Genomic DNA, 21,951 nt, shown 5'->3' with positions numbered 1-21,951 from the left:
GTACGACGGGTGACACCCGAGGCACACGGGCCGCCGGAGACCGCCCCCACCGGCGGTCCCGACGACGGCAGGCCCCCGGATCTGCTGCTGGCCGAACCCGACCGGGAGCTCGCCCGGGAGGTCGTGGCCCGCTTTCTCAACGCGGGCGTGCGCACGCTGGTCTGCCACGACGGTGCCGAGGCGCTGCTCCAGGTCGGCGCCCGCCGTCCGCGAGCGGTGCTGCTCGCGGCGCCGTTGCCGGTGGTCGGCGCCGCCGCCGTCACCGAGTTGATCGCCCGGCTGCACCCGGTGCCGGTGATCGTGGGCGCCGGGGCGGAGGGCGCCGCCGAGGCCACCGCCGCGCTCTCGGCGGGCGCCGTGGCCTTCGTCGCCCGCCCCTACCGGGCCGAGGAGATCCTTCCGCTCCTCACGGTCCGGGGCTCCTCCGAGAGCACCGCGCGGATGCTGGTCGTCGGTGATATCGAGCTCGATGTCGAGGGCTTTCACGTGTATGTGCGCGGGCGCTCGCTCACCCTGCCGGTCCGCGAGTTCCTGCTGCTGCGCTATCTCATGGAACGGCCCAACAAGGTTGTCAGCCGAAGGGAGTTGACCAAGGCGCTGTGGGGCGCGGACAAGCTCGACAGCAACACGCTCACGGTGCATGTGCGCCGGGTCCGCAACAAGTTGCGGGACGAGGCGGGCAGTCGGTGCACGATCGACGCGATACGGGGGATGGGGTACCGGCTGGAGTGCGGGCGGGACGACTCCGCTGCGGGGAGCCGCGCCGGAGTGAAGGTGAACCGTGGGTGAACAAGTGGTAGGTGGACTGTCCGGGTCCGGAAGGCCTGCCGGGACCGCCCTATGGTGGATAGATGAACGTTTCTCCTGGGGAAACGGAGATCGCGGCCGACCAAGCGGAGGCGCGCCCCTCCTCCCTGGCTCGCCTGTTGATCGACCGCGACGAGGCCGAGCGACTGGCCGCCGTACTGAAGGCCATCGCCGACCCGACCCGGCTGCAACTGCTCCGCCTGATCGAGCGCGCCCCCGCCGGTGAGGCCTGCGTCGCCGACCTCACCGACTGTCTGGGGCTGCGCCAGCCGACCGTCAGCCACCATCTGAAGGTCATGACCGAGGCGGGGCTGCTGACGCGGGAGCGGCGGGGGACATGGGTCTGGTACGCGGTCGACCGGGCGGGGATGGGCCGGGTGCACGAGATCCTGGATGTCGCTCGAGCCGCCTGAACGCTCCGCTGGGAGTGCCGCGATACGCCGTCGATCGTCTGCGGCGCCATTGTGGCGGCTCGCGCCCACGCGGCGGAACCGCATGCCGGCACAGCCCGCGCCCCCTTCGTGGCGCTGCCGAGCCGGAGCGGACTGCGCCCGGCCCCCTCGGGACGGCGTCAGGGCAGCGTCGCCACGACGGCCCGTACCCGCGTCGCCACCTTCTCCGGCAGCGGCGCGTAATGGATGCCCGGGAGGATCTCCTGTCCCGCCTCGCTGACGACGTAGGACAGGAAGGACTTCAGGGCCGGGAGTGCGGCGCGGTCGCAGATCACCTCGTAGGTGATCAGGACGATCGGGTACGCCCCTGAGGTCCGGGTCGCGTAGTCGAGACGTAGGGCCAGGTCCCGGCCCTTCCCGGTGATCCGCGCTCCGGCGATTCCCGCCGATGCCGTGCCGGGGTTCGGGGCGACCGGCTCGGCGGCGCCCGTGTCGATGCGTACCGTGGGGATCCGGCCCCGGGTCGCGTAGGACAGCTCGACGTAGCCGATGGAGCCGTGGGTGCCGGTCATCGCGCCGGCCATGCTCTGTGAGCCGTCGGCGGAGTTGCCGCCCTCGGCGGGCCAGGACTTGGAGACCGGGTGGGTCCACTGCCGGGGTGCGGCGGCCGAGAGGTAGGCCGTGAAGTTCTGGGTGGTGCCCGAGCCGTCGGAGCGGTGCACGGACTGGATGTCCAGGTCGGGCAGGCGGGCCGCCGGGTTCAGCGCGCGGATCGCGGGGTCGTTCCAGCGGGTGATCCGGGAGTCGAAGATCTTCGCCAGGGTGGGCGCGTCGAGGATCAGGTCGTCGACCTCGGTGAGGTTGTAGCCGACCGCGATCGGACCGCCCACCGTGGGCAGATTGACGGCCCGTCCGCCGCCGCACACCGGCCCGGTCCGGGCGATGTCCTCCGGTTTCAGCGCGCCGTCCGTGCCGCCGAACGCCGTGACGCCCCGCATGAATTGAGAGACGCCCGCGGTGGAGCCGACGGGGTTGTAGGCGATCCGCACGCCCGGACAGGCGCGCTGGTACTGCTCGATCCAGTACTTCATGGCGTTGTGCTGGGCGCTGGACCCGGATCCCGAGACCTGCCCCCTCGCCTCGCACCGGATCCGCGGGTCCGCCGGAGCCCTGGCCGCCGTACGACTGCCCGCACTGCCGGAGTCGTCCGTCCAGGCCCATAACCAGGCCCCGCCCGCGACGGCCACGCCGGCCGCCGTGACGACGGCGCCGACCGGCACCAGGCTGCGCCGCCTGGCTCGACGATGCTGCACCATGTCCCCTCCGAGGCGTTCCGGGGACATAGATGCTTGCCTATGCGGGGGCGGGTGGTGGCGACGTTCACGCAAACGTCTGTCGACACGTTCGCATCGCCGGTGTGGCGAGCTTCGCCGTAGTTCCCTTCGCCTCCTTCCGCCCCGGAGCGGCAAGATCGGTGCGGTAGCGTGAGCAGTCGGTGACCCATCGAAGCGGAGGGCGCGAAACAGTGGCGGAGTACCTGCTGTTGGTCTACGAGGACGAGGCCCGGACGAGCGAGCTGGAACCGGCCGAGGACGCCGCGTTCGTGACCCGGTTCCAGGACTTCATGGCGCGCAATGAGTCAAGTGTGCGGCGCGGACAGCGACTTCACCCGACGTCCACCGCAACTTCGGTGCGGCGCGACATCGACGGCGGTGTGCGGATCAGTGACGGCGCCTTCGTGGAGTCCAAGGAGGTCGTCGCCGGTTACTTCCTGATCGAGGCGGACAATCTCGACGAGGCGCTCTCCGTCGCCGAGCAGATCCCCGTACCCAACGGCGGTGTCGAGATCCGCCCGATCCGCTCCGACCCGCACGCCTGATCCCGCCGGACGCGGACACCCAGCGCCCATGGACACCACCGTCGCCGCCGCCGTGGCCGAGGCGCACCGCCGGCAGTGGGGCTTCGTGCTGGCGGCCACGGCGCGCATCACGCACGACCTCGACCTGGCCGAGGAGTGCGTCCAGGAGGCCTACGCCCAGGCCCTCAAGCAGTGGGCCGAGGACGGAGTGCCGCAGCGGCCCGAGGCCTGGCTGACCACCGTCGCACGGCGGCGCGCCCTGGACGCCGTGCGACGGCACGACACCCTCCGCGGCAAACTGCCGCTGCTCGCCGAGCACGACCTCGCCCCGCCCGCGGACCAGGACATCGCCGACCAGGACATCCCGGACGACCGGCTGCGGCTGATCTTCACCTGCTGCCACCCCGCGCTGGACGTCGACACCCGGGTGGGGCTCACACTGCGGCTGGTGTGCGGTCTGTCCACCGCCGAGGTCGCCCGGGCGCTGCTCGTCACGGAACCGACCATGGCCGCGCGGATCACCCGCGGCAAGAAGAAGATCAAGATCGCCGGGATCCCGTACCGGGAGCCGTCCCCCGAGGAGCTGCCGGCCCGGCTCGACGCCGTCCTGGACGTCGTCCACCTGGTGTTCAGTACGGGGCACACGGCGCCCTCCGGTGAGCGGTTGCAGCGCCGCGACCTGATCGAGCGGGCGCTGCATCTGGCCCGGGTGCTGCACGAGTTGCTGCCAGGTCAGTCCGGTGCCACCGGACTGCTCGCGCTCATCCTGCTCACCGACGCCCGGCGGCGCACCCGTACGCGCCCCGACGGTTCGCTGGCCCTCCTCTCCGAGCAGGACAGGACCCTGTGGTGCGCGGCGGAGATCAAGGAGGGGCTGCGGCTGGTGAAGTCGGCCATGCGGCACCGGCCCCCGACCCGGTACGCGCTGATGGCCGCCATCGCGGCCGCCCACGCCCAGGCCCCGAGCTGGGAGGCCACCGACTGGGGTGCCATCGTCGGCCTGTACGACAGCATGCTGGGGGTCTGGCCCTCGCCCGTGGTGGCCCTGAACCGCGCCATCGCGGTCGGGCAGGCGTACGGCCCGGCGGCCGGCCTCGACGCCCTCGCGGAGCTGGCCGCGGAACCGCAGCTGACCGGCTATCAGTACTTCGCGGCGGCCCGCGCCGACTTCCTGCGGCGGCTGTGCCGGGTCGACGAGGCCCGCAGCGCCTACCGCGAAGCGCTCGCCCGGACCGAGAACGCGGTCGAACGCGAGTTCCTCCAGGCCCGGCTCAAGGAGCTCGGCACTCCCTCGTGACGCCGGTGCCCCGGCATTTGCCAGACCTCTCTATTTTCTTCACCTCGGCGACTCCTTGAGCGGTAGGGGTAATTCCGTTTGAAATGCCCAGGGCGCAAGCGGAAGGCGCGCATTCTGGTGAGTCAGCCGAAAATTGCAGCCGCGCTGGATGCGTTGCTACTGTCCGCGAACGTCGAACGGGCATCCAACTCGGACTACCGCATCTGGCAGGAGAAAAATGACTGAGCTGCACACTCCTGTAACGGCCGAAGAAATCACCCGGAATCGCGATCACAATCGAAACGTCGTTGCTCAGTACATGAATACCCGTGGGCAGGACCGCCTACGCCGTCATGAATTGTTCACCGAGGACGGTCAGGGCGGTCTGTGGACCACGGACACCGGTGAACCCATCGTCATCCGAGGCAGGGACCGGCTGGCCGAGCATGCGGCCTGGTCCCTGAAGTGCTTCCCGGACTGGCAGTGGACGGACGTCGAAATATTCGACACCCAGGACCCGGACCAGTTCTGGGTGGAGTGCAACGGCACCGGGAAAATCCGCTTCCCCGGCTATCCCGAGGGCCACTACGAAAACCACTTCCTGCACTACTTCCGTTTCGAGCACGGAAAGATCAAGCAGCAACGGGAATTCATGAACCCGGTTCAGCAGTTCCGTTCCCTCGGGATCGAGGTGCCGCGCATCGTACGGGAAGGGATACCGACCTGAATCGGCAGCGTACCGCCGTCTCGAACTCCGCTGACCGGGGGTTGGTTCAATAGTGAAACACCAACGCTCCTTGCCGCCGCGGCTCCCCGCTGCCCAGCAGCCCGAATGGAATGATCTCCACCAGGTCGCCCAGGTGCGCAATGTCCTGGCGGCCACCGATCCTCTCGTCGGCGTGGCACAGGTCCGCGCGCTGCGCCGGTCACTGGCCGCGGCGGCGCGCGGCGAGGCGCTGGTCCTCCAGGTCGGCGACTGCGCCGAACACCCCGACGAATGCCGAAAGACGCACATCGACGCCAAGTCGGCCCTGGCGCACCGGCTCGCCGAGACGATGGGCGCTCGCGCGGGCCTGCCGGTGATCCGGGTCGGCCGGATCGCCGGACAGTTCGCCAAACCCCGCTCGGCGTCCGTCGAGGAGATCGACGGCGTCGGCAAACTCCCCGTCTACCGCGGCCACATGGTCAACCTCCCCGCGCCCGACGCGGACAGCCGGCGCCCGGACCCGCTGCGGCTGCTCATGTGCTTCATGACGGCCCGCGAGACGATGCAGCACCTCGGCTGGCGCACCGACAGTGACCGCCCGCACCGGGACGGCGAGACCCCGCTGTGGACGAGTCACGAGGCCCTGCTGCTGGACTACGAACAGCCGCAGCTGCGCCCGGTCGACGGCGGCACGCTGCTCGGCTCGACCCACTGGCCGTGGATCGGCGAGCGCACCCGGCAGCTCGAGGGCGCCCATGTCGATCTGCTGGCCGGGGTCGTCAACCCGGTCGCCTGCAAGGTGGGTCCGGGCATGACACCCGGCGAACTGCTCGGCCTGTGCGGGCGCCTGGACCCGCGCCGCGAACCCGGCCGGCTGGCGCTGATCGTACGGATGGGCCCGGCCGCCGTCACCGAACGGCTGCCCGCCCTCGCCCGCGCGGTCCGGGACGCGGGCCACCCGGTGCTGTGGCTGTGCGACCCCCTGCACGCCAACACGATCAAGCGCCGGGACGGAACCAAGACCCGGCATGTGGCGACCGCGGTCGACGAGGTGCGCCGGTTCACGGCCGCGCTGGCCCAGGCGGGGGTGCGGGGACACGGGCTCCATCTGGAGGCCAGTCCCTACGCGGTCGGTGAGTGCGTCGGGACCGAGCCGGACCCCGGGCATCCCGCCGGGGGCGCGCCGAGCCTGTGCGATCCACGGCTCGATCCGGCGCAGGCCATGGAGGTCGTCACGGCATGGTCGGCCGTCGGCGGCCCGCAGGGCGAGTCCGTTCTCACCAGAAGGGGATTGTCATGAGCATCGCCCTAAAGGTTGATCCGTACGACCTGCCCGGCCGGCCCGACATGCCGGCCGACCGAGTCGGCTGGCGCGTCGAGCCGAGCCGCGCCGTGCTGCTCGTCCACGACATGCAGAACTACTTCCTCGGCGCCTTCGAACCGGGCATGCGCTCCCGGCTCGTCGACCGGGCGGCCGGACTGCGCAAGCGCTGCGCCGACCGCGGCGTCCAGATCGCCTACACAGCTCAGCCGGGCCGGATGACCCCTCAGGACCGGGGCCTGCTCCGGGACTTCTGGGGACCGGGCATGACCAGCGCCGAGGCCGACCGCGCGATCACCGCCGAGCTCACCCCGGGCGACGGCGACTGGACATTCGTCAAATGGCGCTACAGCGCGTTCTTCCGCACCGACCTGCTGGAGCGGATGCGGGCGGCAGGACGTGACCAGCTCCTCGTCTGCGGGGTGTTCGGGCATGTCGGCATCCTCACCACCGCACTGGAGGCCTACAGCAACGACATCCAGGTCTTCCTCGCCGGCGACACCATCGGCGACTTCTGCGCGGACCGGCACCGGCTGACCCTGGAATACACGGCGAACTGCTGCGCCAGGGTCGCCACGGCCGAGGAGCTGGTGTCGTGACCGAGGATCTGCTCGACGCCGTACTGCGCGGTACCGTCGGCGACTACGCGCTGATCTGCCGGGCGGGCGAGCACGAGCGCGGCGTCCAGGTGGTCACCGGGACGGTGGGGCACCCCAAGTCGCTCGACGCGATCGACCTCGGTCGGCAGCCGGGCACCGGCACCGCCCGCAGCGACCTGCTGATCGTCGTCCCCTACCGCCAGCTCGCCGAGCGCGGCCACCCCGCGCCCGACGACGGCACCCCGCTCATCGCGATGACGGTGACCGGCGAGGAGCACCACTCCGTCCCCGCGGCGCTGGCCCGGCTGCCGCGCCGCCAGGTCGCGCTGACCGGCGGGCACTTCGACGCCGACGACGCCGCATACGCCCGTACCGTCGAAGCCGTGCTCGCCGACGAGATCGGCACCGGGCAGGGCGCCAACTTCGTCATCAAGCGCACCTACCTCGCGGACCTCACCGACTACGGCCCCGACGTCGCCCTGTCGGCGTTCCGGGCACTGCTCGCCGGTGAGCGGGGGGCGTACTGGACGTTCCTGGTGCGCAGCCGCGGCGTGACCCTGGTCGGCGCCTCTCCCGAGCGGCATGTCGGGCTGACCGGCGATATCGCCCTGATGAACCCGATCAGCGGCACCTACCGGTATCCCGACGGCGGTCCGACGCTGCACGGCGTCACCGAGTTCCTCACCGACCGCAAGGAGGCCGAGGAGCTGTACATGGTGGTCGACGAGGAACTGAAGATGATGTGCCGGCTCTGTGCGCCGGGAACGGTGCAGGTGACCGGCCCGCACCTGAAGGAGATGGCCCGGGTCGCGCACACCGAGTACCACATCCGGGGGCGCACCGACCGGGGCATACCCGAGGTGCTGCGGGAGACGATGTTCGCGCCCACGGTGACCGGCAGCCCCGTCGAGAGCGCGGCCCGGGTGATCCAGCGCTACGAGCCCGAAGGGCGCGGCTACTACAGCGGCATCATCGGCCTGGTCGGCACCGACGCGGAAGGCCTGCGGACGCTGGACTCCGCCATCCTCATCCGCACCGCCGCCATCGACCCCGCCGGACGCCTGGCCCTCTCGGTCGGGTCCACCCTCGTGCGGCACTCCGACCCGACGGCAGAGGTCGCCGAGACCAGGGCGAAGGCCGCCACGCTGCTGGCCGCCTTCGGCCAGGGCGAGCGCGGCCCGCGCTTCGCCGACCACCCCGAGGTCCTCGGCCACCTCACGCGCCGCAACGACGGCATCGCCGACTTCTGGACTACGGGCGACGCCGTACGCTACGCCCGCTCCAAGCGTCTCGACGGCCACAAGGTGCTGGTCGTCGACGCCGAGGACACCTTCACCTCGATGCTCGAACACCAGCTGCGGGCCCTTGGACTCGCGGTCACCGTACGGCGCTACGACGAGCCGTACGAGACCCGCGACCACGACCTGGTCGTCGTAGGGCCCGGACCCGGCGACCCCTGCGCCCTGGACGATCCGAAGATCGCCGCGCTGGACCGGACCATCGGTGAACTGCTGGCCGAGCGGCGCCCGATGCTGGCCGTCTGTCTGAGCCACCAGGTGCTGTGCCGGCACCTCGGCCTGCCCCTGGTCCGGCGCAGCCGCCCCAACCAGGGCGTACAGCGGCGCATCGAGCTGTTCGGCAGGGCGGAACGCGTGGGCTTCTACAACACCTTCGAGGCCCGCGCCGACGCCGACCGGCACGACACCGAACCCGCCGGCGAAGTGGAGATCAGCCGCGATCCGGACGCCGGTGAGGTGCACGCGCTGCGCGGCCCGCGGTTCGCCTCGCTCCAGTTCCACCCCGAGTCGCTGCTCACCGTCGACGGACCGCGAATCCTCACCGACCTCACCGAATGGGTGCTGAGCAAATGAACGCACAGGAGCCGAAGTTGCCGACCAACCTGGAGATCGCCTGGTGGGACCTGGACGGCAGCCCCGCCACGGTGGACGGTCTTGAGCGGCATCTCACCGAGGACGACGTCGTCGACACCTGGAAGCAGGTCGCGGGCCTGCACGAGAAGTTCTGGATCGCCGACCGGACCGGCAACCGCTGGGGCGCCGTCATGGTCTGGGACGGTGAGCGCCCCGACGCACTGCCCGAGAACAAGGCCGCGACACTGATCGGCGGCCCGGTGACGCACCGCGAACGGTTCGAGGTGCAGGCCGCGGTCCGCGGGCCCGGCCGGGACCGGGGCGCCGGGCACCGGTACGTCGTCGTGGACGCCTTCGCGAGCGAACCCCTGCTGGGCAATCCGGTCGCGGTGTTCTTCGCCGCCTCCGACCTGACGGCAGCTCAGATGCAGCGCATCGCAAGGGAGATGAACCTTTCCGAGGTGACCTTCCTGCTGCCGCCCACCGGCGACGCGGACCTGCGGGTGCGGATCTTCACCCCGGTCAACGAACTGCCCTTCGCCGGACACCCGTTGCTCGGTACGGCCGTGGCGGTCGCCCTGGACGCCCGGACGGACACCCTGCGCTTCGAGACCGCGATGGGCGTCGTGCCGTTCGACATCGTCCGCACCCCCGGCAAGGACGTGGCGCATGCGTCCATGAGCCAGCCCATCCCCGAGTGGCACCCCTACGAGCACGCCGAGGCCCTGCTCGCCGCGCTCGGCGTGGACTCCTCCACCCTGCCGGTCGAGATCTACCGCAACGGCCCCCGGCATGTCTTCGTCGGGCTGCCCGATGTCGCGGCCCTCGACGCCCTGCACCCCGACCACCGGGCGCTGGCCGCCTTCCCCGACATGGCCGCCAACTGCTTCGCCCCGGACGGCGAGCGCTGGCAGACCCGGATGTTCTCGCCCGCCTACGGCGTGGTCGAGGACGCAGCCACCGGCTCCGCGGCCGGACCGCTCGCCGTCCACCTGGCCCGCCACCACCTGGTCGAGTACGGCAAGACCATCGAGATCCACCAGGGAGTCCGGCTCGGACGCCGCTCGGTCATGTTCGCCGAGGCCACCGTCGACTCCGCCGGAGAACTCACCCGCATCCGGGTCAGCGGCTACGGCGCGGTCGCCGCCGAAGGCACCATCCACGTCTGACGGGGGACAGATGAGCAGCAAACTGGAGAGCCTCACCGGAGCCGTGGACCTCGACTTCCCCGAGTACGACGATCCGCCGGCGGAGCCGATGCCGCTGGCCCTGAAATGGCTGGCGGCGGCCGTCGAAGGCGGCGTGCGAGAGCCGTACGCCCTGGCCCTGGCCACCGCCGACCGCCGCGGGCGATGCTCCAGCCGGATCGTCGCCGTCCTCGATGTGTCCGCCGAGGGACTGCTGTTCACCAGCCACAGCACCAGCCGCAAAGGGCGCGAGATCGCCGAGACCGGCTGGGCCTCGGGCCTGCTGTACTGGCGGGAGACGGGACAGCAACTGTGTGTCTCGGGCCCCGTCGCGGCACTCGACGACGCGGACAACGACCGGCTGTGGCACGGCCGCGCACCCGGTCTGCACCCGATGACCACCGCCTCCCGGCAGAGCGACGCGCTCGACGACCCCCAGCACCTCCTGGACGACGCCGACCGGTACGCCGCCCTCGGCACCCCGCTGCCGCGACCGGAGCGCTTCACCGGCTACCGGCTGCGCCCGCACTCCGTCGAGTTCTGGTCCGCCGCCGAAAGCCGTCTGCACCGCCGACTGCGCTACGAGCGGACGACCACCGGCTGGCACGTCCGCAAGCTCCAGCCCTAAGAGCCTGTGTCACCTCCCCGACCGAAAGGCCGTCATGACCGATCGACCGACCCCTCTCGACGCCATCGTCATCGGAGCCGGCATCGCCGGTATCTACATGCTGCACAAGCTGCGTGACGAAGTCGGCCTCACCGTACGGGCCTTCGACAAGGCCGGCGGTATCGGCGGCACCTGGTACTGGAACCGGTACCCAGGAGCGGCCGCGGACGTCGACAGCGTCGTCTACCGCTACTCCTTCGACAAGGAGATGCTCCAGGAGTGGCAGTGGAAGACCCGCTACGCCACCCAGCCGGAGATCCTCGACTACCTGGAAGCCGTCGTCGACCGGCACGACCTGCGCAGGGACATCCAGCTGAACACGGCGATCGAGTCGCTCGCCTTCGACGAGGCGAGCAATCTGTGGACCGCGCGGACCGGCGGCGGCGCGGAGTTCACCGCACGGTACGTGGTCAGCGCGCTCGGCCCGCTGTCGAGCGCCAACTACCCCGACATCGAGGGCCGGGACAGCTTCGCCGGCCGGATCACCCACACCGGGGCCTGGCCCGCCGACCTGGACATCACCGGCAAGCGGGTCGGGGTCGTCGGTACCGGCTCCACCGGCACCCAGTTCATCTGCGCCGCCGCGAAGACGGCCGCGCAGCTGACCGTGTTCCAGCGCTCCGCGCAGTACGTCGTCCCCTCCGGCGACGGCCCGCTCAGCGACGCCCGGCTGGCCGAGGTCCGGGAGAACTACGACCAGATCTGGGAGCAGGTCTTCGACTCGCGGGTGGGCTGCGGCTTCGAGGAGAGCCAGACGCCCGCGATGAGTGTGACCGAGGCCGAACGCGAGCGCGTCTTCGAACAGGCGTGGGCGGCGGGCAACGGCTTCCACTTCATGTTCGGCACCTTCGCCGACCTCGCCTTCGACCCGGCGGCGAACGAGGCGGCGGCCTCCTTCATCCGGTCCAAGATCCGGCAGATCGTGCGCGATCCGGAGACCGCCCGCAAGCTCTCGCCGACCGATTACTACGCGAAGCGGCCCATCTGCAATTCCGGCTACTACGAGACGTACAACCGCGACAACGTGACGCTGGTGTCCACCAAGGAGAACCCGATCGCGCGGATCACCCCCGCCGGGGTGGTCACCGAGGACGGCACCGAGCACGAGCTGGATGTGCTGGTGTTCGCGACCGGCTTCGACGCCATGGAGGGCAGCTACCACCAGCTGGACATCCGCGGCCGCGGGGGAGTGACCCTGGAGGAGCACTGGGGTGACACCCCGAGCAGCTACCTCGGGATCGCCCTGCACGAATTCCCCAATCTCTTCATGGTGTTCGGCCCCGGCAGCGTGTTCTGCAATCTGCCGCCGGGTCTCGAGACCCAGATCGAGTGGATCGCCGAGACGGTGGGTACGGCCGAGCAGCGCGGCATCGCCCGGATCGAGGCGACGGCCGCCGCCGAGGAGGAGTGGACCGGTATGTGCCGGGCGATGGCCGAGCACAGCCTCTTCGCGCAGACCGACTCGTGGATCTTCGGCTCGAACATACCCGGCCGCAAACCGCGCACGCTGTTCTACTTCGGTGGCATCGGCGCCTACCGGCAGCGGCTGCGCGAGATCACCGCGGCCGGCTACGAGGGCTTCCACCTGGACGACCGGCCCTCCCTGACCGCCGTCCGACACACCTCCACCGGGAATTGAATTACCCCTCGATGGTCATTGCGCGCGCATTCCCGTGAGTCAACGCATATATTGCCGGGGCCATTTGGGGGCCGTTAGTTTCGGCAGCATGAGTGAAACCACAATTCGCGCGAACGACAATCTCGTCACCGTGATCAACGTCTTCGAAGTGGAGCCGGGGAAGCAGGACGAACTCGTCGCCCTGCTGGGCGAGGGCCTCGACAAGTTCTTCCGGCACCGCCCCGGCTTTGTGTCGGCGCACATCCTCGCCGCCAAGGACGGCGGCCGGGTCGTGAACTACGCCCAGTGGACCGGCCCCGACGCCGTCCAGGCCACGCTCGCCGACCCGGTCGCCCAGGAATACGCCCAGCGCGCGGCCGGCCTCGGCAAGCCCGCGCCGGGAATGTACTCGGTGGTCTCGGTGACCGCCGCCGACTGACCCACCCCGCGCACTCACCTGCGCAGAAAGGTGACAGCCGCCATGACCAAGGCAGCCCCGTCCGGCATCGTGATTGCCGGCGCCGGCATCGGAGGGCTCACCGCCGCCCTGGCCCTGCACGCCCGCGGACTGACCGCCACCGTCCTGGAGAGCGCGTCGGAGATCCAGCCGCTCGGAGTCGGGATCAACATCCAGCCCGCAGCGGTGGCCGAGCTCATCGGGCTCGGCCTCGGTGACGCCCTCGCGGCCACCGGCATCCCCACCCGCGAGCACCGCTACCTCAACCAGCGCGGCGCCACCCTGTGGGCCGAGCCCAGGGGCCTGCCGGCCGGTCATCCGGCACCTCAGTACTCCATCCACCGCGGCGAGTTGCAACTCCTGCTGCTCGCCGCCGTACACGAGCGCCTCGGCCCGGACGCCATCCGCACCGGGGCCGAGGTGCGAGGGTTCGAGCCCGCCCGCGACCGGGTGGACGTGCACCTGCGCACACCGTCCGGTGAAGCGACGACGACCGAGGCCGGCGTGCTGATCGGTGCGGACGGACTGCACTCGGTGGCACGGGCCCAACTACATCCCGCCGAACCGCCGTTGCGCACGACCTCGGTACGGATGTGGCGCGGGCTGACCGAGCTGCCCGAGTTCATCGACGGACGCACGATGATCATCGCCGCCGACGAGCGGGCCTCCCGGATCGTGGCCTACCCCTGCTCCCGCCCGCACGCCGAGCGTGGCACGGTGCTGCTCAACTGGGTGTGCCTGGCGTCCGAACCCGGCAGCGACGGCGCCTTCGGTGTCGGCCCCGGGAGGTTGGAGGACCTGCTGCCGCACTTCGCGGACTGGGAGTTCGACTGGCTGGACATCCGCGCCACGCTCGCGGCGAGCCCGCGGATCCTGCACTACCCGATGGTGGACCGCGATCCGCTGCCCTCCTGGGGCGAGCACCGGGTCACCCTGCTCGGCGACGCCGCGCACCCGATGTACCCGATCGGCGCGAACGGCGCGAGCCAGGCCGTCATCGACGGCGTCGCCCTGGCCGCCGAACTCGCCGAGGGCGACGACCCGGTGGCCGCGCTGCGCCGGTACGAGGACGCGCGCCGGCCGGTCACCACCGCGATCGTGCAGGCCGGCCGGAAGATGGACCGCTCCGAACGCGCCCTCGCCGACCGCCTGGACGGCGATGTGTCCACCGAACTGCGCTCCATCACCGACGACTACCAGGCCTCCGTCGAACGGCGCTAGCCACCGGGGCGGCACGAGCGAGACACGCAGACAGACAAGCCGGACGCAGAAAAGGACGGACCCATGTCCAGCACCAGCGCCACCACCCTGGGTGCGAGACTCACCGAGGTCTTCACCGACTCCCGTGGCGTACCCCCCGAGCCTGCCCCGCTGGGCACGCGCCTGAAGTACGCCCTCGTCATACGCCGTATCGAGTTCCTGCCGATCCACATCGTCATCGGCCTCGTACCGACCGTGCTGGGCGCCCACACCTGGGGCGAATTCGCGTCGGTCAACGCGATCGTGGCCTTCCTGTTCTGTGTCACGCACATGGAAATGGCCGACATGCTCAACGCCCTCGCCGACCGCGAGCTGGACGCCACCTACAAGTCCCGGCAACCACGGGCCATCTACGGCCTCGGCGTACGCAAGGTCATCGCGCACATCGCCGTCACGACCTTCCTGTACTTCGCCGCGTCCGTCTTCCTCGCCGCCCGCACCGGGCACTGGGACCTGATCGCCATCGCGTTCGCCGGCTGGCTGATCGGCGTCCAGTACTCGCTGCCGCCGCTGCACCTCAAGAGCGCCGGCCTGTGGCAGCTGCCCACCTTGCAGTTCGGGTGCGTGTTCATCCCCGGTCTGTTCGCGCTGCGCTCCTTCGAGCACGGTCTCGAATGGGGCAGCGTGCTGATCGTCATCGGCCTCTCGCTCACGCTGACCGGGACGTTCGTCACCAACCACGCCGAGGACTACCTGGAGGACCAGCAGTTCGGCATCCGCACCTACGTCCTCGCCCTCGGCATCAACAAGGCGATGCGGGTGCAGTCCACGATGCTCGCCCTCGGCGCGCTGCTGGTGCTCGGCGGGGCCTGGCTGGAGTTCGGCTTCACCTGGGGGCTGATCCTCTACCTCGTGGTCTGGCTGGTGAGCCAGCGGTTCATGTGGATGATCACGCGGGGCACCAGTGGGTCCTTCGACTCCGCGCTCGACACGGTCCGCAAGCACGCCCTCTCCCTGCCGTACCACGGCGTGGTGCTGGGCTTCACCAACGTGGCACTCGCGCTGTTCGTCCTCGGGGAGCGCTGACGCCGTGGTCGTCGGACACGCCGAGACGGCTCTGAGCACCGAAGTCTTCGACACGGAGCTGCGGCACTTCCTCAACCACCGCCGCGGCGACGCCGACGCGATCGGGGAAAGCGTCGCCGACGCGGTCGCGGAACTGGCGGGCTATGTGCTGCGCGGCGGCAAGCGGGTACGACCGGCCTTCGCCTGGCTGGGCTGGCTGGGCGCCGGGGGCGACGCGGACGGGCCGGCCGCGGTGCCGGTCGCCCGCGCCTGCGCGGCCCTGGAGCTGCTGCACGCCTCCGCGCTGATCCACGACGACATCATCGACGCCTCCCCGACCCGCCGCGGCCACCCCGCGGCCCACATCGCCTTCGCCGACCGGCACCGGGCGCGGGGCTGGTCCGGCGACCCGGCGGACTTCGGCACCGGCACCGCGATCCTGGTCGGGGACCTCGCCCTGGCCTGGGCCGACGACATGGTGCGCGGCTCCGGACTGCCGGCGGGGGCCCAGGCCCGCCTCGGGCCCGTCTGGTCCGCGATGCGCACCGAAGTCCTGTGCGGGCAGCTGCTCGACCTCACCGCCGAGGCGAGCGGAGACGAGGGCATGGCGTCGGCGCTGCGCATCGACCGGTACAAGACGGCCTCGTACACGGTGGAACGGCCGCTGCACTTCGGCGGCGCCATCGCCGGCGCGGATGACCGTCTGGTCTCCGCCTACCGCGCCTTCGGCGTCGACATCGGCATCGCCTTCCAACTCCGCGACGACCTGCTGGGCGTCTTCGGCGACCCCGAGGTGACCGGCAAACCCTCCGGCGACGATCTGCGCGAGGGCAAGCGGACGGTGCTGCTCGCGGAGGCGCTGCGGCGCGCGGACCGGTGCGATCCGGCCGGGGCCGGACTCCTGCGCGCGAAGGTCGGCACCGACTTCGACGAGGACGAACTCGACGCGATCCGCGCCCTGTTGATCGAGGTGGGCGCGGTGGACCTCGTCGAGGAGGACATCGCCCGCCGCACCGAACGGGCGCTTGCCGCACTGAGGTCGAGCGACGCCGTCGAGCAGGTGCGGGACCGGCTGGCCGACCTGGCCGTCCGGGCGACCGAGCGAACCTGGTGAACCCGCCGGACATCGCGAGCAATTACCGAAAAAGAAGACGCTGGATCAGACAACGCCGGAACAGACAAAGGGGGTTGAGCGCGTTGACCATGCCGACTTCGGCACAGGGAACGCCGGGCAACTCAAAAAGCCGACCGTTCGGCATCGGATGCGCCCACGGAAAGGTGATTCTGCTGGGGGAGCACTCGGTCGTCTACGGCGCCCCGGCGCTCGCGCTTCCCATCCCGGAACTGACGGTCACGGCGAGCGCCGCGCAGTCCTCGCACCCCTCCGCCGAGCCGGGCGACGTCACCTTCACGATGGCGGGGCAGTCCGGACCGGTCGCGATGGAGGCGTCCGAGGGACTGCGGCGTCTGGTCGCGGAGTTCAAGGAGACGACCGGCCGCACCGGCAGCCCGCACATCGACGTGCTCATCGACTGCGCCATCCCCACCGGCCGGGGGCTCGGCTCCAGCGCGGCATGCGCCCAGGCCGTCGTCCTGGCGCTGGCCGACCTCGTCGGGGTCAGCCTCGACTCCGGGACCGTCTTCGATCTCGTACAGATCGCGGAGAACGTCACCCACGGCAGGGCGAGCGGCATCGACACGCTCGCCACCGGCTCGCCGTTCCCCGTCCTGCTGTCCGGCGGTTTCGCCCGGGAACCGCGGATCGGGTTCGACGGTGCCGTCGTCGTCGCGGACAGCGGCGTCGCCGGCCGGACGAAGGACGGCGTCGAAATGCTGCGGCGCGCCTTCGAACGCGATCCGGAGACGCGAGCGGACTTCGTCGGCCGGGCCACGGAACTGACCACGGCCGCCGTACGCGACCTCGCCGCGGGGCGCGCCGAGGCCTTCGGCGGGCGGCTGACGGACTGTCACGCCCTGCTCGCCGGGGCGGGACTGAGCACGGACCGGATCGACGGCCTGGTGGAGGCGGCCCTCTCGGCGGGTGCCCTCGGCGCCAAGATCAGCGGTGGTGGTCTGGGCGGCTGCATGATCGCCCTGGCCGGATCGGCGGAACGGGCGCGGGAGACCGAGCGGCGGCTCGGCGCGGCCGGGGCGGTACGGACCTGGGTCGTGCCGATCGAGAGGTTCAGCGGACATGCCCGTTGACGTATCCGACGCCGCGACCGCCGTGGCCCATCCGAACATCGCCCTCGTCAAGTACTGGGGCAAGCGCGACGAGCGGCTCGTTCTGCCGTACACCGACAGCCTGTCGATGACGCTGGACGTCTTCCCGACGACGACCTCGGTCCGGCTCACCGCCGCGGAGGCCGACGAGGTGACACTCGACGGCAGGCCCGCGCAAGGGGAGGCGCTGCGGCGGGTCACGGACTTCCTCGATCTGGTGCGGCAGCGCGCCGGACGCGCCGAACGGGCCCTGGTGGACAGCCGCAACACCGTTCCGACGGGAGCGGGCCTGGCCTCCTCGGCCAGCGGATTCGCCGCCCTGGCCGTCGCCTCGGCCACCGCCTACGGCCTCCGGCTCGACGCGCGGGACTTGTCCCGCCTGGCCCGCCGCGGCTCCGGCTCGGCCGCCCGCTCGATCTACGGCGGCTTCGCTGTGTGGCATGCGGGGGTGGCTGGGGGGCAGGGGGGTGGGCCGTACGACCAGGGCGGTGGGCCGTACGACTCCGACCCCGACCCCGACCTTGCTTCTTATGCCGAGCCCGTGCCCGTGCCCGTCGAGGAGCTCGACCCCGCCCTGGTGATCGCCCTGCTGGACACCGGCCCCAAGTCCGTCTCCAGCCGGGAGGCCATGCGCCGTACGGTGGCGACCTCGCCCCTGTACCGGGGTTGGGCCGACTCCAGCCGGACCGATCTGGCCGAGATGCGCCGGGCTCTGCTCCGCGGGGACCTGGACGCGGTCGGGGAGATCGCCGAGCGCAACGCGCTGGGCATGCACGCCACGATGCTGGCGGCGCGCCCGGCGGTGCGCTATCTGTCACCGGCCACGCTCACCGTGCTCGACGCGGTCCAACAGCTGCGGCGGGACGGCGTGTCGGCCCACGCGACGATCGACGCGGGCCCCAACACCAAGGTGCTGTGCCGGAGTTCGGATGCGGACCGGGTGGCCGACGCGGTCCGGGCCGCCGCCTCCTGCCAGGTCCTCGTCGCCCGGTGCGGCCCCGGCGCCCTACTCCACAGCGAGGTCCGGTGACGACGACCCGCACGGTGGTCACCCGACACGCCCCGGGCAAGCTGTTCGCCGCGGGCGAGTACGCGGTCGTGGAGCCCGGCAACCCGGCAATCCTGGCCGCGATCGACCGCCACGTCACCGTGACGGCGACCGCGGAAACTGGCGGCCCTGGTCCCGGCGCCCCCGGGTCTGGCGCCCTTCGGTCTGGCGCCTCCGGCTCCGGCGCCCCCGGCTCCGGCGCCCCCGGGTCTGGTGCCCCCGGCTCCGGTGCCCCTGGTTCCGGCGCCTCCGGGTCTGGTGCCCCTGACCCCGACGCCCTGGGGTCTGGCGCTCCGAGGTTCGGCGTCCTGGGCCCTGGTGCCGCCCCGGGCTCCGGCGCCCCCGGCCCAGGCGGCTTGGGATCTGGCGCTCTGGGATCTGGCCCCTCGGGATCTGGCCCCTCGGGGTCCAGCGCTCGGGAGTCCACCCCCCTGGGACCCGCCGCCCCGCGCCCGGGCGCCCCCGACTCCGGCGCCCTGGGATCTGGCGCTCTGGGCCCCGCCCCCCTGAGCCCCACCGCCCCACCCCCCGACACCCCCACCGTCGTGATCGTCTCCGACCTCCTGCCCGAGCCCGTCCGGATGCGGTGGCGAGACGGGCTGCTCATCGGGTGCGGGCCGGAGGATGAGCGGTGGGCTCGGGCGGGGCTTGGCCACGTCGTGTCCGCGATTGAGGTCGTGGATCGGCTGCGGGACGAGCGGGGGTTGCCCGCAGTCACGCTGCATGTGGCCGTCAGTAGTCGGCTGCATGAGGGTGGGACCAAGTTCGGCCTGGGTTCCAGTGGCGCGGTGACGGTGGCGACCGTCGATGCCGTTGCGGCCTGCTGCGGTATGGAGTTGTCGGCCGAGGCCAGGTTTCGGCTCGCCCTGCTTGCCACGGCGCGTATTGATCCCGGCCCCTCCGGGGGCGACCTCGCGGCCAGTACCTGGGGCGGCTGGATCGCCTACCGCGCGCCCGACCGGGCCGCCGTCCTCGAAGCGGCCCGGCGTCGGGGCCTCGACGAGGCTCTGCGCGCACCCTGGCCCGACTTCGAGGTACGGCCACTGCCCTCGCCCGCCGGGCTCACCCTGGTCGTCGGCTGGACCGGACGGCCCGCCTCCACCTCGGCGCTGGTGTCCGGCCTCGCCGCCCGCGACTGGCGGGGCAGTCCGTCCCACCGGGAGTTCCTCACCCGCAGCGAGAGCTGCGTACAGGCCGCGACCCGGGCGATCGAGCGCGGGGACCGCACGGAACTGCTGCACCAGATCCGCACCGCACGCCAGGTCATGGCCCGCCTGGACGAGGACACCGGACTCGGCATCTTCACCCCGGGCCTGCGCGCCCTGTGCGACTTCGCCGAGGCCGCCGGCGGTGCGGCCAAGCCCTCGGGCGCCGGGGGCGGGGACTGCGGCATCGCCCTGCTGCCCACCGAGGCGGAGGCGGAGCTCACCCGGATGCGGACCCACTGGCGGGCCGCCGGGATCGTGCCGCTGCCCATCCGAACCGCCGACCGAAAGGACGTGCGCGATGATCGCTGAACGCAAGGACGACCATGTCCGGCTCGCCGTGGAACAGCAGCAAGGGACCAGCGGACGCAACCAGTTCGACGAGGTGACGTTCGTCCACCACGCACTGGCCGGCATCGACCGCTCCGAGGTGTCCCTGCGCACCCGCTTCGCCGGCCTCGAATGGCCGGTGCCGCTCTACATCAACGCGATGACCGGCGGCAGCGAGAAGACCGGTGTCATCAACCGGGACCTGGCCATCGCCGCCCGCGAGACCGGCGTACCGATCGCCACCGGGTCCATGAGCGCGTACTTCAAGGACCCCTCGTCCGCCGGCACCTTCAGCGTGATGCGCCGCGAGAACCCGGACGGCTTCATCATGGCGAACATCAACGCCACGGCCACCGTCGAGCGGGCCCGCCGGGCCATCGGCCTGCTCGAGGCCGACGCCCTGCAGATCCACCTCAACACCGTCCAGGAGACGGTGATGCCGGAGGGCGACCGCTCCTTCGGCTCCTGGGCGCCGCGTATCGAGGAGATCGCGGCCGCGGTGGACGTCCCGGTGATCGTGAAGGAGGTCGGCTTCGGCCTGAGCCGCGAGACCGTGGCGCTGCTCGAGAAACTCGGCGTACAGATCGCCGACGTCGGCGGCCGCGGCGGCACCAACTTCGCCCGGATCGAGAACGGCAGGCGCGACCTCGCCGACTACGCCTACCTCGACGACTGGGGCCAGAGCACCCCCGCCTGTCTGCTGGACGCCCAGGACGCGGGGATCCCGCTGCTGGCCTCCGGCGGGGTGCGCCACCCCCTCGACGTGGCCCGCTCGCTGGCCCTGGGCGCCCGCGCCGCCGGCGCCTCCGGGGGATTCCTGAAGACCCTGCTGGACGGCGGGGTGGACGCGCTGGTCGACCGGATCACCACCTGGCTCGACCAGTTGACGGCCCTGATGACCGCGCTCGGCGCGCGCACCCCGGCGGACCTGGCCCAGTGCGCCGTGCTGATCCGCGGCGACCTGCGGACCTTCTGCACCGACCGCGGGATCGACACAGGCCGGACGGCCACCCGTACCGGCTCGCCCGGCGCCACCCCTGACACGACGGGAAGCACACGATGACCGACACGCACCTGACCGCCGGGGTCCCGATGAAGTGGGTGGGGCCCCTGCGGATCTCGGGGAACGTCGCGACCACCGAGACCGAAGTCCCGCTCGCCACCTACGAGTCGCCGCTGTGGCCCTCCGTGCAGCGCGGCGCGCGGCTCTCCCGGGAGACCGAACAGGGCATCGCGGCCGTCCTCGTCGACGACCGGATGACCCGCTCGGTGCTCGTCGAGGCGCGGGACGCGCAGGGTGCGTACGCCGCGGCCCGGATGCTCGACGACCGCCTCGACGAACTGCGCGAGGTGGTGCGCGGCTGCAGCAGATACGCGGAACTGATCGGGCTCAGGCACGAGATCACCGGCCATCTGCTGTTCATCCGCTTCGAGTTCACCACCGGCGACGCCTCCGGCCACAACATGGCCACGCTCGCGGCCGACGTACTGCTCACACACATCCTGGCCACCGTCCCCGGCATCACGTACGGATCGATATCGGGCAACTACTGCACCGACAAGAAGGCCACCGCGATCAACGGCATCCTCGGCCGCGGCAAGAACGTCGTCACCGAACTGCTCGTCCCGCGGGAGCTGGTGGAGCGCCGGCTGCACACGACGGCCAAGCGGATCGCCGAACTCAATGTGCGCAAGAACCTCATCGGCACCCTGCTGGCCGGCGGCATCCGCTCGGCCAACGCCCACTACGCCAATATGCTGCTCGCCTTCTATCTGGCCACCGGCCAGGACGCGGCCAACATCGTCGAGGGCTCGCAGGGCGTGACCGTCGCCGAGGACCGCGACGGCGACCTGTACTTCTCCTGCACGCTGCCGAACCTGATCGTCGGAACGGTCGGCAACGGCAAGGGACTCGACTTCGTCGAGGAGAACCTCGTCCGGCTCGGCTGCCGGGCCGAGCGCGCCCCCGGGGACAACGCGCGGCGGCTCGCCGTCATCGCGGCCGCGACGGTGCTCTGCGGTGAGCTCTCGCTGCTCGCGGCACAGACCAACCCCGGTGAACTCATGCGCGCGCACGTCCAGTTGGAACGCAAGAACGACACGACCCGGATCGGGGTGTAG

21 protein-coding genes are annotated in these 21,951 nt (G+C 71.4%); 20 read left to right on the top strand and 1 reads right to left on the bottom strand.

All coding sequences use genetic code 11. The annotated features are described in order from the left end of the window. Nucleotides 1–9 precede the first annotated feature (9 nt). Together OHT76_RS12930 and OHT76_RS12925 are read left to right on the top strand one after the other, a co-directional pair. Entirely contained in the window at nt 10–789 is a 780-nt protein-coding gene (locus OHT76_RS12930; RefSeq protein ID WP_328870947.1) for a response regulator transcription factor, read from the top strand. Between the two features lie 62 nt (nt 790–851). Beyond that, nucleotides 852–1,220, top strand: a complete 369-nt coding sequence (locus OHT76_RS12925; RefSeq protein ID WP_328870946.1) for an ArsR/SmtB family transcription factor — start codon at nt 852–854, stop codon at nt 1,218–1,220. Between the two features lie 158 nt (nt 1,221–1,378). On the opposite strand, the gene pstS is transcribed toward OHT76_RS12925, so the two are convergent. Further along, on the bottom strand, nt 1,379–2,515 hold the full coding sequence (gene pstS, locus OHT76_RS12920; protein WP_328870945.1) for a phosphate ABC transporter substrate-binding protein PstS: 1,137 nt from the start codon (nt 2,513–2,515) through the stop codon (nt 1,379–1,381). A gap of 209 nt (nt 2,516–2,724) precedes the next feature. On the opposite strand from pstS, the gene OHT76_RS12915 reads away from it, so the two are divergent. The 18 genes from OHT76_RS12915 to OHT76_RS12830 all read left to right on the top strand — a co-directional run bounded on the left by OHT76_RS12915 (nt 2,725) and on the right by OHT76_RS12830 (nt 21,951). Next, complete coding sequence (locus OHT76_RS12915) at nt 2,725–3,078, top strand: YciI family protein (protein ID WP_328870944.1); 354 nt, start codon at nt 2,725–2,727, stop codon at nt 3,076–3,078. Nucleotides 3,079–3,106: 28 nt separating this feature from the next. Next, nucleotides 3,107–4,354: an RNA polymerase sigma factor gene (locus tag OHT76_RS12910; RefSeq protein ID WP_328870943.1), complete on the top strand. Its 1,248-nt coding sequence runs from the start codon at nt 3,107–3,109 to the stop codon at nt 4,352–4,354. Between the two features lie 217 nt (nt 4,355–4,571). Further along, complete coding sequence (locus tag OHT76_RS12905) at nt 4,572–5,060, top strand: PhzA/PhzB family protein (protein WP_328870942.1); 489 nt, start codon at nt 4,572–4,574, stop codon at nt 5,058–5,060. A 70-nt stretch (nt 5,061–5,130) separates the two neighbouring features. Further along, a complete protein-coding gene (locus OHT76_RS12900) occupies nt 5,131–6,339 on the top strand; it encodes a 3-deoxy-7-phosphoheptulonate synthase (RefSeq protein WP_328870941.1) in 1,209 nt (402 codons plus the stop codon). Continuing rightward, nucleotides 6,336–6,959, top strand: a complete 624-nt coding sequence (locus OHT76_RS12895) for an isochorismatase family protein (RefSeq protein WP_328870940.1) — start codon at nt 6,336–6,338, stop codon at nt 6,957–6,959. The genes OHT76_RS12900 and OHT76_RS12895 overlap by 4 nt, the downstream gene beginning before the upstream one ends. Continuing rightward, complete coding sequence (locus tag OHT76_RS12890; protein WP_328870939.1) at nt 6,956–8,830, top strand: anthranilate synthase family protein; 1,875 nt, start codon at nt 6,956–6,958, stop codon at nt 8,828–8,830. The genes OHT76_RS12895 and OHT76_RS12890 overlap by 4 nt, the downstream gene beginning before the upstream one ends. Then, the gene (locus tag OHT76_RS12885) at nt 8,827–9,999 is read left to right on the top strand and encodes a PhzF family phenazine biosynthesis protein (RefSeq protein ID WP_328870938.1); all 1,173 of its coding nucleotides are present in this window, start codon (nt 8,827–8,829) and stop codon (nt 9,997–9,999) included. The genes OHT76_RS12890 and OHT76_RS12885 overlap by 4 nt, the downstream gene beginning before the upstream one ends. Nucleotides 10,000–10,009: 10 nt before the next feature. Beyond that, on the top strand, nt 10,010–10,645 hold the full coding sequence (gene phzG, locus OHT76_RS12880; RefSeq protein ID WP_328870937.1) for a phenazine biosynthesis FMN-dependent oxidase PhzG: 636 nt from the start codon (nt 10,010–10,012) through the stop codon (nt 10,643–10,645). A gap of 34 nt (nt 10,646–10,679) precedes the next feature. After that, nucleotides 10,680–12,323, top strand: coding sequence for a flavin-containing monooxygenase (locus OHT76_RS12875; protein ID WP_328870936.1), 1,644 nt, complete (start codon nt 10,680–10,682; stop codon nt 12,321–12,323). Nucleotides 12,324–12,411: 88 nt separating this feature from the next. Continuing rightward, nucleotides 12,412–12,741, top strand: a complete 330-nt coding sequence (locus OHT76_RS12870) for a putative quinol monooxygenase (RefSeq protein ID WP_328870935.1) — start codon at nt 12,412–12,414, stop codon at nt 12,739–12,741. A 42-nt stretch (nt 12,742–12,783) separates the two neighbouring features. After that, nucleotides 12,784–13,980, top strand: coding sequence for an FAD-dependent monooxygenase (locus OHT76_RS12865; protein ID WP_328870934.1), 1,197 nt, complete (start codon nt 12,784–12,786; stop codon nt 13,978–13,980). 63 nt (nt 13,981–14,043) lie between these two features. Further along, nucleotides 14,044–15,045 (top strand): UbiA family prenyltransferase, encoded by a 1,002-nt coding sequence (locus OHT76_RS12860; protein WP_328870933.1) that lies wholly within the window; start codon nt 14,044–14,046, stop codon nt 15,043–15,045. Between the two features lie 4 nt (nt 15,046–15,049). After that, nucleotides 15,050–16,138, top strand: coding sequence for a polyprenyl synthetase family protein (locus tag OHT76_RS12855; RefSeq protein WP_328870932.1), 1,089 nt, complete (start codon nt 15,050–15,052; stop codon nt 16,136–16,138). A 164-nt stretch (nt 16,139–16,302) separates the two neighbouring features. Further along, nucleotides 16,303–17,229: a mevalonate kinase gene (gene mvk / locus OHT76_RS12850; protein WP_328870931.1), complete on the top strand. Its 927-nt coding sequence runs from the start codon at nt 16,303–16,305 to the stop codon at nt 17,227–17,229. Continuing rightward, on the top strand, nt 17,219–18,277 hold the full coding sequence (locus OHT76_RS12845; RefSeq protein WP_328870930.1) for a diphosphomevalonate/mevalonate 3,5-bisphosphate decarboxylase family protein: 1,059 nt from the start codon (nt 17,219–17,221) through the stop codon (nt 18,275–18,277). Before mvk ends, OHT76_RS12845 begins: the two co-directional genes overlap by 11 nt. A 563-nt stretch (nt 18,278–18,840) precedes the next feature. Then, nucleotides 18,841–19,812 carry a phosphomevalonate kinase gene (locus OHT76_RS12840; RefSeq protein WP_328870929.1) on the top strand — a complete coding sequence of 324 codons (972 nt, stop codon included), beginning with the start codon at nt 18,841–18,843 and terminating at the stop codon, nt 19,810–19,812. Next, entirely contained in the window at nt 19,802–20,893 is a 1,092-nt protein-coding gene (fni, locus tag OHT76_RS12835; protein ID WP_328870928.1) for a type 2 isopentenyl-diphosphate Delta-isomerase, read from the top strand. The genes OHT76_RS12840 and fni overlap by 11 nt, the downstream gene beginning before the upstream one ends. After that, nucleotides 20,890–21,951: a hydroxymethylglutaryl-CoA reductase gene (locus tag OHT76_RS12830; RefSeq protein WP_328870927.1), complete on the top strand. Its 1,062-nt coding sequence runs from the start codon at nt 20,890–20,892 to the stop codon at nt 21,949–21,951. Before fni ends, OHT76_RS12830 begins: the two co-directional genes overlap by 4 nt.

It is taken from the genome of Streptomyces sp. NBC_00287 (genome assembly GCF_036173105.1).
Lineage (GTDB): Bacteria > Actinomycetota > Actinomycetes > Streptomycetales > Streptomycetaceae > Streptomyces.
Note: the sequence above shows the minus strand (reverse complement) of the source record. Positions and strands in the feature narration are given on the sequence as shown.

Excerpts from the sequence above, each read along its gene's own strand:
- OHT76_RS12925 (WP_328870946.1), top strand. The coding sequence starts at position 852 with ATGAACGTTTCTCCTGGGGAAACGGAGATCGCGGCCGACCAAGCGGAG.
- pstS (WP_328870945.1), bottom strand. The coding sequence starts at position 2,515 with ATGGTGCAGCATCGTCGAGCCAGGCGGCGCAGCCTGGTGCCGGTCGGC.
- OHT76_RS12910 (WP_328870943.1), top strand. The coding sequence starts at position 3,107 with ATGGACACCACCGTCGCCGCCGCCGTGGCCGAGGCGCACCGCCGGCAG.
- OHT76_RS12905 (WP_328870942.1), top strand. The coding sequence starts at position 4,572 with ATGACTGAGCTGCACACTCCTGTAACGGCCGAAGAAATCACCCGGAAT.
- OHT76_RS12895 (WP_328870940.1), top strand. The coding sequence starts at position 6,336 with ATGAGCATCGCCCTAAAGGTTGATCCGTACGACCTGCCCGGCCGGCCC.
- OHT76_RS12885 (WP_328870938.1), top strand. The coding sequence starts at position 8,827 with ATGAACGCACAGGAGCCGAAGTTGCCGACCAACCTGGAGATCGCCTGG.
- phzG (WP_328870937.1), top strand. The coding sequence starts at position 10,010 with ATGAGCAGCAAACTGGAGAGCCTCACCGGAGCCGTGGACCTCGACTTC.
- OHT76_RS12875 (WP_328870936.1), top strand. The coding sequence starts at position 10,680 with ATGACCGATCGACCGACCCCTCTCGACGCCATCGTCATCGGAGCCGGC.
- OHT76_RS12870 (WP_328870935.1), top strand. The coding sequence starts at position 12,412 with ATGAGTGAAACCACAATTCGCGCGAACGACAATCTCGTCACCGTGATC.
- OHT76_RS12865 (WP_328870934.1), top strand. The coding sequence starts at position 12,784 with ATGACCAAGGCAGCCCCGTCCGGCATCGTGATTGCCGGCGCCGGCATC.
- OHT76_RS12860 (WP_328870933.1), top strand. The coding sequence starts at position 14,044 with ATGTCCAGCACCAGCGCCACCACCCTGGGTGCGAGACTCACCGAGGTC.
- OHT76_RS12845 (WP_328870930.1), top strand. The coding sequence starts at position 17,219 with ATGCCCGTTGACGTATCCGACGCCGCGACCGCCGTGGCCCATCCGAAC.
- fni (WP_328870928.1), top strand. The coding sequence starts at position 19,802 with ATGATCGCTGAACGCAAGGACGACCATGTCCGGCTCGCCGTGGAACAG.
- OHT76_RS12830 (WP_328870927.1), top strand. The coding sequence starts at position 20,890 with ATGACCGACACGCACCTGACCGCCGGGGTCCCGATGAAGTGGGTGGGG.